Genomic DNA, 12,195 nt, shown 5'->3' with positions numbered 1-12,195 from the left:
CGTGCGCGTTGCCGAGGAGTCAGGCGATGGCGAAGGTGATCGATGCGATCCGCGCGCTCGAGCGCGATCGGTTCCGGGCGATGGTGGACGGCGACGGCGAGGCGCTCGGCGCGCTTTTGTCGGACAAGGTGTTCTTCGTGCACACCAACGGCAAACGCGAAACCAAGCAGCAGTTCATCGACGCCATCGTCGCCGGCCGCCGCCGCTATCGCCAGATCGAAATCCAGTCGCAGGATGTGCTGCCCGTCGGCGATGAAACCTGCGTCGTCACCGGGCGTGCGTTGATCGAGATGGAAACGAACAACGGCGGCCTGGTCTTCCCGATTGCGTATACCTCCGTCCACACCCACGAACAGGGCCGCTGGAGCCTGTTCGCGTGGCAGGCGACGCGGTGCGCGACCGAGACATGAGCGCGCGTGGCGCCCGTTTTCATGTCCCGATCGAAGCGGCCTTCTGGGCCGCTTTTTGCTGCCTCGTGCGGCGCGGATCGCGCGGCGCACGAGCGGTCACGCACCGCTCGCTGACGTTTGAACCCTGAAACGGAACCGGCCGTCAGGCCGCCGCGCGGCGATCCGCGCAGTGCCATGCCGAGCGGTTGATCGCGCTGACGAGCGCATCGAGCGCGGCGCCCGCCGCATCGGCGTGCAGGCCGACGCCGTGCCGCAGCGGCGCATCGCCGACCCGGCAACCCACCGATACCGCGATCCGCCCGTCCGTCGTGCGCGCGTGTTCGCACGAAGCAATGTCGATCGCGACGCCGGCGGCGGCCGCGAATGCCGCGGCCAAACGTCGCACGGCATCGTCAGGGGCGATATCCGCCGCGGGCGCCGTCGCGATTTCGCGGTTCTGCCAGCGCGCGCCGTTGCCGTGGCGCGCGGCCGGGCCGTCGGTCTCGAAGAATTCGCGCGCGAACAGCGCGCAGATCGCGTCGCCCGTCACTTCCTCTCCCGACGCGTCGGCAAGCGTCTGCACCGCGTGGCTGAATTCGATCTGCACGCGCCGCGTCGGCGTGAAGCCCATTCCGCGTTCGAGCAGGAACGTCGCGCCGCCCTTGCCGGACTGGCTGTTGACGCGGATCACCGCGTCGTAGCTGCGGCCGAGGTCGGCCGGGTCGATCGGCAGGTACGGCACTTCCCACACCGCGTCGGGGCGCTGCTGCGCGAAGCCCTTGCGGATCGCGTCCTGGTGCGAACCGGAGAACGCGGTGAACACGAGGTCGCCCGCATACGGATGGCGCGGATGCACCGGAATCTGGTTGCAGCGTTCGACGACGCGGCGCACCGCGTCGATGTCGGAGAAATCGAGGCCCGGATCGATGCCCTGCGTGTAGAGGTTCAGCGCGAGCGTGACGAGATCGACGTTGCCGGTACGCTCGCCGTTGCCGAACAGGCAACCCTCGATGCGGTCGGCGCCCGCGAGCAGCGCAAGTTCGGCCGCCGCGACCGCCGTGCCGCGGTCGTTGTGCGGATGCACGGACAGCACGATGCTGTCGCGATACGCGAGGTTGCGGTCCATCCATTCGATCTGGTCGGCGAACACGTTCGGGCTCGCGGCTTCGACGGTGGCCGGCAGGTTGACGATCATCTTGTGGTCGCGGGTCGGGCGCCAGGTTTGCGCGACCGCGTCGCAGATCTCGCGTGCGAACGTCAGCTCGGTCATGCTGAAGGTTTCCGGCGAGTACTGGAAGGTCCACTGCGTGTCGGGGCGCGCGGCGGCGTGCTCCTTGATGATGCGCGTGCCGTCGATCGCGAGCGCCTTCACGTCTGCCTTCGACATCCCGAACACGATGCGGCGGAACGACGGGCAGACCGCGTTGTACAGGTGCACGATCGCGCGCGGCACGCCCTCGAGCGCGTCGAACGTGCGTGCGATCAGGTCCTCGCGCGCCTGCACGAGCACTTCGATCGTCACGTCGTCGGGAATCCGCTTGTCGTCGATCAGCTTGCGGACGAAATCGAAGTCGGTTTGCGACGCCGACGGAAAGCCGACTTCGATCTCCTTGAACCCGATCGCGACCAGCATCTCGAAGAATTCGAGCTTCTGCTCGATGCTCATCGGCTCGATCAGCGACTGGTTGCCGTCGCGCAGGTCGGTGCTCATCCAGACGGGCGCGCGCTCGATGGTGCGCGACGGCCATTTGCGGCCATTGAGGCGGACGGGCTCGAACGGACGGTACTTGTCTTGCGGATTGCGCTGCATCTTCTGGACCTCGGGTCTCAAGTCGCGAGCGAAGACGGGTGGCATGGGCGACGGTTGGCGCTGCCTCGCTCCGCGGCACGTGAGCGCGCTGCGGATGCGGATGATCTTCGCGAATCGGCCGACGGATAGACGGACGAATGCTGACGACTTCGGGTTGTAAAAACTGCGAGAGGGGTACTGCGAGGAACTGCTGGGAGGGACCGTGCGGACAGCACACGGCGCTACGACAGCCTTAGGCTAGTCGTAGCGATAGCGGCCGCGCTAGGCGGCCGGAGGTAATTCGGAGGGTGTTCGGAAAGGAACGCATGACGGCAACTCTATGCCAGGATGCGCCCGCGTGTCAAATGCCCGGCGTGCGGGGCCGGTTCGCGGGCGTGCCGTCAGCGCGCGATGCGGGTGATCTGCACGATCGTCGCCACCTGGCGGGCGACGGTGTCGGGCACCGGCACCTCGCCGCGCAATACGGCGTCCGTCCACGCGGCCGTCGTGGACGCATCGCGCGATTCGGGCAGGGCGACGGGGGGCGCATCGGTCGACGAGCGCTCGGCCTCGATCAGCGTGTCGCACACGCCGTCGTGCAGCCAGTCGACCTGCACCTGGCGCCGCGTGTCGGCAACGGCTTCGCCCTCGGTGCCGCGCGCCAGCAGCGCGCCGCCGAGCGCGGCGTCCGGATGGTCGCGGAACAGCTGCGCAAGGCTGTCGCGGTAGGGCGGATGCGTGTAGTTGACGAGCCGCAGGCCGGCCGGTGCGAACGGCTGCAGGATCTTCACGAGCGTGTGCGTCGAATTGCGCACGCCGAGCACTCGACGCATCGACAGCAGGTGGGCGATGCGCGGCGCCAGCACCTCGATCGACGCGAACGCGACGCGGCGCTCGGCAAGCGTGTCCTCGATCGCATCGTGCGACGCCGATGGCGCGAGCGACAGCGCCGAGAAGATCTCGGCGCTCGTCACGCGGCCCGGATCCTGCTCGACACCATGCACGAGCACCGGCACGCCTTCGCGCGCGAGCAGCAGTGCGAGCAGCGGCACGAGGTTCGGCTGCTTGCGCGCGCCGTTGTAGCTCGGGATCGCGACGGGGCGGAACGCCGCGTCCTGTACGTGCACGGGCTCGAACGACGCCTGCGCGGCGGCGAACATCGCGGCCAGCTCGTCGGCGGATTCGCCCTTCAGCCGATAGGCGATCAGGATCGCGCCGAGTTCGACATCCGACACGCGCGCGTCGAGCATCGCGCGATAGAGCTCGAACGTGTCCTCGGCGGACAGCGCGCGTGCGCCGTTCGGGCCGCGGCCGATTTCCTTGATGAAGCGGGCGCACGGGAACGGAACGGCGGCGGGGTCGTGGGAAGCGGTCATCGGGGCGTGGGGCGGGCGGCCGGCATCGGGCCGCGCTGTGAGCGGTGAGGAATGCCCGAGTATCGCATGGGCACGGCCGGCGCAAGCAAGGGGGCGCATCGCGGCGCGCTACACTCTGGTTCCCGGCGGTGCGCGCGCCGGCTGCGCCGCGCCCGTGCCGTTGCCGGCCGAATACGACTACGAGAGACATCCCATGAAGCTTTACAGCTATTTCCGCAGTTCCGCGTCGTACCGCGTGCGGATCGCCCTGAACCTGAAGCAGCTGCCGTTCGACTATGTTCCCGTGCACATGCTGCGTGACGGCGGCGAGCAACTGAAGGACGCGTACCGCGCGCTGAATCCGGACGCGGTCGTGCCGACGCTGACCGACGGCGACGCGACGCTGCAGCAGTCGCTCGCGATCATCGAATATCTCGAGGAAACCCATCCGGAACCGGCGCTGCTGCCGAAGCAGCCGGTCGATCGCGCCTATGTGCGTGCGGTGGCGCTGCAGATCGCGTGCGAAATCCATCCGCTCAACAACCTGCGCGTGCTGAAGTACCTGAAGCACACGCTGAAGGTGCCCGAAGAGGCGAAGAACGCGTGGTACCGGCACTGGATCGAGGCGGGCTTCGAATCGCTCGAGACCCGTCTCGCGAGCGATCCGCGCACCGGCAAGCTGTGTTTCGGCGACACGCCGACACTCGCCGACGTGTGCCTCGTGCCGCAGGTGTTCAACGCGAACCGCTTTTCGATCGACACGACGCGTTATCCGACGATCCAGCGGATCGTCGACCATGCGTCGACGCTCGAGGCGTTCAAGGCCGCCGAACCCGGCGCGCAGCCCGACGCCGAATGAGCGCGGTGCGCCCGGCATGCATGACCGGGCGCGCATGAAAAAGGGCGCCCGAAGGCGCCCCGTGCGATGCGTGCCGGCGGTGTTCAGCCGAGCAGCGCGTCCGCGAATTCGACTGCGCTGAACGGCTGCAGATCCTCGACCTTCTCGCCGACGCCGATGAAGTAGACCGGCACCGGGCGCTGCCGCGCGATCGCGGCGAGAATCCCGCCCTTCGCGGTGCCGTCGAGCTTCGTGACGATGAGGCCGGTGAGGCCGAGCGCGTCGTCGAATGCCTTGACCTGCGTGAGCGCGTTCTGGCCGGTGTTCGCGTCGATCACCAGCAGCACTTCGTGCGGCGCGCCGTCGTGCGCCTTCGAGATCACGCGCTTCACCTTCTTCAGCTCTTCCATCAGGTGGAGCTGCGTCGGCAGGCGGCCGGCCGTGTCGGCCATCATCACGTCGATTTTGCGCGCGCGCGCGGCGCTGACCGCGTCGAAGATCACCGCGGCCGGATCGCCGCTTTCCTGCTGCACGACCGTCACGTTGTTGCGCTCGCCCCAGACCGCCAGCTGTTCGCGCGCGGCCGCGCGGAACGTGTCGCCCGCGGCCAGCAGCACCGACTGGTCGAAGCTCTGCAGATGCTTTGCGAGCTTGCCGATGCTGGTCGTCTTGCCCGCACCGTTCACGCCGGTGATCATCATCACGAGCGGCTGCGCGCGGCCGAGCATCAGCGACTTCTCGAGCGGCGTCAGCAACTCGACGAGCAGGTCGTGCAGCGCGGCCTTCACCTGCTGCGGGTCGGTCAGGCGGCCCGCGCGCACCTTTTCGCGTAGCGCGCCGAGCAGGTACTCGGTCGCGTCGACGCCCGCGTCGGACATCAGCAGCGCGGTTTCGAGCTCCTCGTACAGATCCTCGTCGATCTTCGTGTTGACGAAGACGCCGGTGATGCTCGAGCCCGTCTTGGCGAGCCCCGTTTTCAGGCGGGCGAGCCACGATTTCTTCGCGGTGGCGTCCTGCAGCGGCGGCGGAACGATTTCGACCGTCTCGACGACTTCGTCGCGCCCGTCGTTGGTCGGCGTGACCGTCATCACGACGGCCGGCGCGGCCGGCTGCGCGGGCGCTTGCGGCACCTCGGCCGCAGGCGGGGCCTCGACCGCGGGCGCATCGGACGGTTCGTCCGTTTGCTGCGCGTCGGCCGATTGCGATTCCGCCGGATCGGGCTCCTGCGTTTTCTTGAATCGTTTGAAGAAGCTGAACATGGTCTGACGTCGGGAAGAGGGCGGGCCGCCGCCAGAAGCGGGGCACCGGACGGGCCGTCCTGCGTTCGCGCGGGCGCGGCGCACGGCGGCCGAAACCGTGCATTTTATCAGTGCGGCGTGGCGCTCGCGTCAGTGCGCGCCGCCGCTGTGGTAACGTGCGCCTGTTTGGCGGTGCGCCCCTGCGCGCGCCCGGTCCCTCCGTCGTCGATCTTCCGTATGTCCCGTTCCTCTTCCGGCCGCCCGGCGGCCCCTTCCAGCCGCGGCAAGCCGCACACGATCCGCATCATCGGCGGCGACTGGAAACGTACGCCGCTCGCGGTGCTCGATCTCGACGGCCTGCGGCCGACGCCCGATCGCGTGCGCGAGACGCTGTTCAACTGGCTCGGCCAGGATCTCGAAGGCCGCCGCTGCCTCGACCTGTTCGCGGGCACGGGCGCACTCGGTTTCGAGGCCGCGTCGCGCGGCGCGGCGAGCGTCGTGATGGTCGAGCGCCATCCACGCGCCGCGCAGCAGCTGCGTGCGATCAAGGACAAGCTCGGCGCGCGTGCGGTCGAGGTCGCGGAGGCGGACGCGTTGCGGCTCGCGGCCGGGCTCACGCCGGGCGCGTTCGACGTCGTGTTTCTCGATCCGCCGTTCGGCGAACCGGCGGTGCTCGATCGCGCGGTCGCGCTGGCGGCGCCGCTCGTCGCGGCGGGCGGCGCGCTGTACGTCGAAACGGGCGCGGAACTCGACCCGGCCGCGCATGATGCGCTCGCGGGCTGGGAGGTGGTGAAGCACGGCAAGGCCGGTGCGGTTCACTATCATTTGCTGCGGCGCGAAAATGATGAATAATGCGCGTTCCATACGAGGCGGCGCGCTGCAAAGGCGACGCATGCCCATCTCGGCAGTCGCGTGCGCATGGCACCGCTGCCATCCCGTTTGCGTGATGACAGGAGGAGCGACATGGTAGTCGCCGTGTATCCCGGTACGTTCGATCCGCTGACGCGCGGGCACGAAGACCTCGTGCGGCGTGCGTCGAGCATTTTTGATACGCTGGTGGTCGGTGTGGCCGACAGCCGCGCGAAAAAGCCGTTCTTCTCGCTGGAAGAACGTCTGACGATTGCGAACGAGGTGCTCGGCCATTACCCGAACGTGAAGGTGATGAGTTTCACCGGCCTCCTCAAGGACTTCGTCCGCACCAACAACGCACGCGTGATCGTGCGCGGCCTGCGTGCCGTGTCCGATTTCGAATATGAGTTCCAGATGGCGGGGATGAACCGCTATCTGTTGCCCGACGTCGAGACGATGTTCATGACGCCGTCCGACCAGTACCAGTTCATCTCGGGCACGATCGTGCGCGAAATCGCGCAGTTGGGCGGTGATGTCAGCAAGTTCGTGTTCCCGTCCGTCGAGAAATGGCTGACCGAGAAAGTGACGGCGATGGGAGGCCCTGCCGCGTGACGCGGCGCCGGCCGGTTTCGTCGCGAAGCCGGCCGCCGGCCTGAAGAAGTGAGATCAGTATGGCTTTGATGATTACCGACGAGTGCATCAATTGCGACGTGTGCGAGCCCGAGTGCCCGAACGGCGCGATTTCGATGGGCCCGGACATCTACGTGATCGACCCGAACAAGTGCACCGAGTGCGTCGGCCATTTCGACGAACCGCAGTGCCAGCAGGTGTGTCCGGTCGAATGCATTCCGCGCGATCCGCAGCATGACGAATCGCACGCGCAATTGATGGAGAAGTATCACGCGTTGATCGCCGTGAAAGGCGACGACGCGTCGTGACCCCGTGGTGACGCGCGCGCCTGGGTTCTTCGGCACGCACGTCACGCATCCGGATCGGCGCCGCCTGGCGCCGGTTCCTTCATGTCAGGCCAGCAGCTCGCGCAACGCCGCGACGAGCGCATCGCATTCGGCATCGGTGCCGACGGTGATGCGCAGGTGCTGGTCGATTCGCGGCAGCCCGAAGTGCCGCACGAAAATTTCCCGTTCCTTCAGTTTGGCCGCGATGGCGCCCGCGTCGTGCGCGGGATGGCGCGCGAACACGAAATTCGCGGCCGACGGCACGACGTCGAAGCCGAGCGTGCCGAGCGCGTGCGTGAGCCGCGTCCGGCTGTCGATCACGCGCCGGCAGGTTGCGCTGAAATAATCGGTGTCTTCGTATGCCGCCTGCGCGGCGACTTGCGCGAGCCGGTCGAGCGGATACGAGTTGAAGCTGTCCTTCACGCGGTTCAACGCGTCGATCAGCGCGGCATCGCCGAATGCGAAACCGACGCGCATGCCCGCGAGCGAGCGCGCCTTCGACGTCGTGTGCACGACGAGCAGGTTCGGGTAGCGGTCGATCAGCGCAATCGCGGACTGCGCGCCGAAGTCGACATAGGCTTCGTCGATCACGACGACCGACGACGGATTCGCGGCCGCGATCCGCTCGACATCCGCGAGCGGCAACGCGCGCCCGGTCGGCGCATTCGGGTTCGGAAACAGCACGCCGCCGGCATCGTCGAGATAGTCGTCGACACGGATCGAGAGGTCATCCGCGAGCGGGACGACCGTCGTCTCGACGCCGTACAGGCGTGCATAGGTCGGATAGAAGCTGTACGTGATGTCGGGGAAGCGCAGTGGCCGGTCGTGCTTGAGCAACGCCTGGAATGCGTGCGCGAGCACTTCGTCGGAGCCGTTGCCGACGAACACCTGCTCGGGCTGGATGCGGTGATGGGCCGCGACCGTTTCGCGCAGCGCGCGTGCAACCGGGTCCGGATAGCGGCGCAGCGTGTCGCCGGTCGCGCCGAGTTCGCGCGCGATCGCCGCGACGACGCGCGGCGACGGCGGATAGGGATTTTCGTTGGTGTTCAGCTTGACCGGGTGTGCGAGTGCGGGCTGCTCGCCCGGCACGTAAGGCACGAGTTGCTGAACGACGTCGCTCCAGTAACGGCTCACCGCTTGGCTCCTGTCGGGCAAAGCGACCAGATTACCGCAAGTGTGCGCAGGATGGGGCGGACCGGGCCGCCCGGCGACGCCGGACGGCGCGACGGTCGTGGTGGAGCGCTGCGGTCAGTTGCGATGCAGCTGCATCGTCGCGCGGTCGAGTTCGCCCTTGACGACCATCGGCATCACGGCGAGCGCGCGTTCGATCGACGCGTCGATCACGTCCTGTTCCTCGCGGCGCGGCGGCTTCAGCACGAAGTTCGCGACATCGGGCTTCGCGCCGGCGCGGGCGCTTTCCGGAATCAGGTCGCGCGGATGGCCGATGCCGATTCGCAGCCGCCAGTACTGTTGCGACGACAGGTGTGCGGTGATGTCCTTCAGGCCGTTGTGGCCGCCACTGCCGCCGCCGAGCTTCAGCTTCACGGTGCCGGGCGGCAGGTCGAGCTCGTCGTGTGCGACGAGGATCTGGTCGGGCAGGATCTTGAAGAACTGCGCGAGCGCGACGACCGACTGGCCGGAGCGGTTCATGTAGGTTTGCGGCTCGAGCAGGTGGACTTCCTCACCGTGCAGGCGCGCTTTCGCGTAGAAGCCATGGAAGCGGCGTTCGTCGCGCAGCGTCGCGCCTGCTTCGCGGGCGAGCTGGTCGATCAGCCAGAAGCCGGCGTTGTGGCGCGTCGCGGTGTATTCCGCCCCGGGATTGCCGAGGCCGACGATCAATTTGATCATGACGTTTCGAAGGCGGCAGCCGCCGCCTGGGCGCAGAAAAAGAAAAACCCGCCGGGCAAGCCGCGGCGGGTTGCGTCGACCGTTTCGTGAAACGGATCGATGGGGCGCGTAGGCAGCCGCTTAGGCAGCCGGCGTTTCGCCTTCGGCTGCGTCCGACACGGCACCAGCCGGGACCGTCGCCGATGCGACAACCGGGTTTTCCGCGTCGACGTGCGCGACCAGCGCGACGCCCTTCGGCAGTGCGATGTCCTTCGCGTGCAGCGATTGACCGGCTTCGATCTTCGACAGGTCGACTTCGAGGAACTCCGGCAGGTCAGCCGGCAGGCACTCGATTTCGATTTCCGTCGCGACGTGCGAAACGATCGCGCTCGACAGCTTCACGGCCGGGCTGATTTCAGCGTTCAGGAAGTGCAGCGGAGCCTTCGTGTGCAGCTTCTTCTTCGCGTCAACGCGCTGGAAGTCCACGTGCAGCACCAGTTGCTTGAACGGGTGGTATTGCACGTCGCGCAGCAGAACCTGTTGCGACTGGCCAGCCACTTCGAGGTCGAGGATCGACGAGTGGAAAGCTTCCTTCTTCAGGGCGTGCCACAGGGCGTTGTGATCGAGTTCGATCTTTTGCGGGGCTGCTTCGCCACCGTAAACGATACCCGTGGTCTTACCGGCGTTGCGCAGGCGGCGGCTCGCACCCGTACCTTGCTGTTGGCGCTCGAAAGCGACGACTTTCATATGATTCTCCAATGGCTGCCCGCGACCAGGCAGTAAAACGGGGCCGTCAAATGTCGGCCCCCGATGAAGCGGACGGGGTTTCGTCTATCCCGTCCGATTGTGCAAAAAGCGAAGCGTTGCCGCTTCGCTTTCTGCGCATGCTTTGTTCAGTCGATTCGCGATCAGGATTCCGCGAACAGCGACATCACCGAATCGCCGCGGCGGATCCGCGAGAACGTTTCGGCCAGCAGGCTCGCGCTCGTCAGTGCACGGATCTTCGAGCAGCCGAGCGATTCGGCGGACAGCGGGATCGTGTCGGTGACCACCAGCTCGTCGAGTGCCGATGCGGCGATCCGATCACCCGCGCCACCCGACAGCACTGGGTGCGTCGCGTAGGCGAAAACCTGTTTCGCGCCGCGCTCCTTCAGCACTTGCGCGGCCTTGCAGAGCGTGCCTGCCGTATCGACCATGTCGTCCATGATCACGCAGGTGCGGCCTTCGACTTCACCGATGATGTTCATCACTTCGGAGACGTTCGCCTTCGGGCGACGCTTGTCGATGATCGCGAGATCGCAGTTGAGCTGCTTCGCGAGTGCCCGGGCACGCACCACGCCGCCGACGTCCGGCGACACGACGAGCAGATCCGGGTAGTTCTGCTTGCGCAGGTCACCCAGCAGGATCGGCGTTGCGTAGATGTTGTCGACCGGGATGTCGAAGAAGCCTTGAATCTGGTCGGCGTGCAGATCCATCGTGATGATCCGCTCGACGCCGGCGATTTCCAGCATGTTCGCGACGACCTTCGCCGAGATCGCAACGCGCGCCGAACGCGGGCGGCGATCCTGACGGGCGTAGCCGAAGTAGGGGATGGCTGCAGTGATCCGGCCGGCGGATGCGCGCTTGAGCGCATCGACCATGATCATCAGTTCCATCAGGTTGTCGTTCGTCGGTGCGCACGTGGATTGCAGGACGAAGACGTCCTTGCCGCGCACGTTTTCCTGGATCTCGACCTGGATCTCGCCGTCGGAGAAACGGCTGACCATTGCTTTGCCGAGGGGGATACCAAGGATATTGACGACTTCCTGGGCGAGCGCGGGATTCGCGTTGCCAGTAAAGACCATCAGGCCATCATGGCTGTGGCTGCTCATCGTGCACCTGCTTCAGGCTTGGGCGGGAAATGCGGGAAAATTTTTGGCAGGGGAGGAAGGACTCGAACCCTCGCATGCCGGAATCAAAATCCGGTGCCTTGACCAACTTGGCGACTCCCCTACACTTAACTGACTGCTTCACCGAACTCGTGTAGGCCGTTCGGCAAAGTAAAACTTCATGACGCGAAAGCGAAGAGCGGATGCTCGTTCAGGCTCTCGGCAACTTCACCCTTCCAACTGGCGGGCAGCCTGGCTTTCGCCGCTTCTGCCTCGTGCTTGCTGTGAAACGCTGCAAACACGCTTGCTCCGGAGCCGGTCATCCTCGCGGGGGTCAAATCATACAACCTTTTAACCACCTGCGCAACTTCCGCGTACTTCCTTGTTACAACTTCCTGCATGTCGTTCCGGCCGAAGCTATCTGGCCATCCCGCATCGCTGGTTTGCTGTGCAAGAAAGTCAGCAATTGTGACGGGCTTCGTATCTCTTGTCAACAACTCATCTGAAAATATTTCAGCGGTCGGGACATGAACGCTTGGCGTCACAACCAAGAACCAGCGAGTCGGCAATTGTACCTCAGCTAATTCTTCTCCGATACCCTCTGCGAACGCATTTTTTCCAAAAATAAAAAACGGAACGTCTGCGCCGAGTTTGACCGCGAGTGACTGAAGCTCGGCGCGCGGCAGGTCGAGTCGCCACAGGCGGTTCAGTGCGAGCAGCGTCGTTGCGGCGTCGGAGCTGCCGCCGCCAAGGCCGGCCCCCATCGGCAGGCACTTGTCGATCTCGATGTCGACGCCGTGCGCGGTGCCCGTATGTGCTTTCAGCAGGTTGGCCGCGCGCACCACGAGGTCGCTTTCCTCGGGCACGCCGGGCACGTCGGTGACGCGCACGACGCGACCGTCGTCGCGCAGCGTGAAATGCAGCGTGTCGCCCCAGTTCAGCAACTGGAACACGCTCTGCAGATCGTGATAGCCGTTCGGGCGGCGGCCGGTGATGTGCAGGAACAGGTTGAGTTTCGCGGGCGCAAGGCAATTGCGCAGCGAGCGGGTCGAATCGGTCATGCGTATGTCTGGGCTGGGCCGGTGC

Annotated in this window: 13 protein-coding genes and 1 tRNA gene; 5 read left to right on the top strand and 9 right to left on the bottom strand. The window is 66.2% G+C overall.

Annotated elements, in window-relative coordinates:
* The first annotated feature begins 26 nt into the window (after positions 1-26).
* Positions 27-410: a nuclear transport factor 2 family protein gene (locus DPV79_RS17745; RefSeq protein ID WP_027789089.1), complete on the top strand. Its 384-nt coding sequence runs from the start codon at positions 27-29 to the stop codon at positions 408-410.
* Positions 411-552: 142 nt separating this feature from the next.
* Here DPV79_RS17745 and leuA read toward each other — a convergent pair whose 3' ends face one another.
* Together leuA and ybiB are read right to left on the bottom strand one after the other, a co-directional pair.
* Positions 553-2,199, bottom strand: a complete 1,647-nt coding sequence (gene leuA, locus DPV79_RS17740; protein ID WP_111938892.1) for a 2-isopropylmalate synthase — start codon at positions 2,197-2,199, stop codon at positions 553-555.
* Positions 2,200-2,579: 380 nt separating this feature from the next.
* The gene (ybiB, locus tag DPV79_RS17735; RefSeq protein ID WP_113046072.1) at positions 2,580-3,554 is read right to left on the bottom strand and encodes a DNA-binding protein YbiB; all 975 of its coding nucleotides are present in this window, start codon (positions 3,552-3,554) and stop codon (positions 2,580-2,582) included.
* A 193-nt stretch (positions 3,555-3,747) separates the two neighbouring features.
* Here ybiB and maiA point away from each other — a divergent pair, with 193 nt between their 5' ends.
* Positions 3,748-4,392: a maleylacetoacetate isomerase gene (gene maiA, locus DPV79_RS17730; protein ID WP_059688681.1), complete on the top strand. Its 645-nt coding sequence runs from the start codon at positions 3,748-3,750 to the stop codon at positions 4,390-4,392.
* A gap of 83 nt (positions 4,393-4,475) precedes the next feature.
* Here the strand turns inward: maiA and ftsY are convergent, their stop codons facing one another.
* Positions 4,476-5,630 (bottom strand): signal recognition particle-docking protein FtsY, encoded by a 1,155-nt coding sequence (ftsY, locus tag DPV79_RS17725; protein WP_021163045.1) that lies wholly within the window; start codon positions 5,628-5,630, stop codon positions 4,476-4,478.
* Between the two features lie 216 nt (positions 5,631-5,846).
* Between ftsY and rsmD the strand changes: the two genes are divergently transcribed.
* From rsmD to DPV79_RS17710, 3 genes are all read left to right on the top strand, one after another.
* Positions 5,847-6,461 carry a 16S rRNA (guanine(966)-N(2))-methyltransferase RsmD gene (gene rsmD, locus DPV79_RS17720; protein ID WP_027789093.1) on the top strand — a complete coding sequence of 205 codons (615 nt, stop codon included), beginning with the start codon at positions 5,847-5,849 and terminating at the stop codon, positions 6,459-6,461.
* A gap of 111 nt (positions 6,462-6,572) precedes the next feature.
* Complete coding sequence (gene coaD / locus DPV79_RS17715; protein WP_021163047.1) at positions 6,573-7,070, top strand: pantetheine-phosphate adenylyltransferase; 498 nt, start codon at positions 6,573-6,575, stop codon at positions 7,068-7,070.
* A gap of 59 nt (positions 7,071-7,129) precedes the next feature.
* Positions 7,130-7,396: a YfhL family 4Fe-4S dicluster ferredoxin gene (locus tag DPV79_RS17710; RefSeq protein WP_006477774.1), complete on the top strand. Its 267-nt coding sequence runs from the start codon at positions 7,130-7,132 to the stop codon at positions 7,394-7,396.
* An 84-nt stretch (positions 7,397-7,480) separates the two neighbouring features.
* On the opposite strand, the gene hisC is transcribed toward DPV79_RS17710, so the two are convergent.
* The 6 genes from hisC to ispE form a co-directional block, all read right to left on the bottom strand.
* The gene (gene hisC / locus DPV79_RS17705) at positions 7,481-8,548 is read right to left on the bottom strand and encodes a histidinol-phosphate transaminase (protein WP_059688683.1); all 1,068 of its coding nucleotides are present in this window, start codon (positions 8,546-8,548) and stop codon (positions 7,481-7,483) included.
* A gap of 114 nt (positions 8,549-8,662) precedes the next feature.
* Positions 8,663-9,262: an aminoacyl-tRNA hydrolase gene (gene pth / locus DPV79_RS17700; protein ID WP_021163050.1), complete on the bottom strand. Its 600-nt coding sequence runs from the start codon at positions 9,260-9,262 to the stop codon at positions 8,663-8,665.
* Positions 9,263-9,382: 120 nt separating this feature from the next.
* A complete protein-coding gene (locus DPV79_RS17695) occupies positions 9,383-9,988 on the bottom strand; it encodes a 50S ribosomal protein L25/general stress protein Ctc (RefSeq protein ID WP_021163051.1) in 606 nt (201 codons plus the stop codon).
* A 161-nt stretch (positions 9,989-10,149) separates the two neighbouring features.
* Complete coding sequence (locus DPV79_RS17690) at positions 10,150-11,112, bottom strand: ribose-phosphate pyrophosphokinase (protein ID WP_027789096.1); 963 nt, start codon at positions 11,110-11,112, stop codon at positions 10,150-10,152.
* A gap of 44 nt (positions 11,113-11,156) precedes the next feature.
* Positions 11,157-11,233 (bottom strand) — tRNA-Gln (locus DPV79_RS17685).
* 55 nt (positions 11,234-11,288) lie between these two features.
* Positions 11,289-12,170 carry a 4-(cytidine 5'-diphospho)-2-C-methyl-D-erythritol kinase gene (gene ispE / locus DPV79_RS17680; RefSeq protein WP_113046071.1) on the bottom strand — a complete coding sequence of 294 codons (882 nt, stop codon included), beginning with the start codon at positions 12,168-12,170 and terminating at the stop codon, positions 11,289-11,291.
* Positions 12,171-12,195: the final 25 nt, after the last annotated feature.

Origin of the sequence: Burkholderia reimsis, assembly GCF_003294055.1 — a bacterium.
GTDB lineage: Bacteria > Pseudomonadota > Gammaproteobacteria > Burkholderiales > Burkholderiaceae > Burkholderia > Burkholderia cepacia.
Note: the sequence above shows the minus strand (reverse complement) of the source record. Positions and strands in the feature narration are given on the sequence as shown.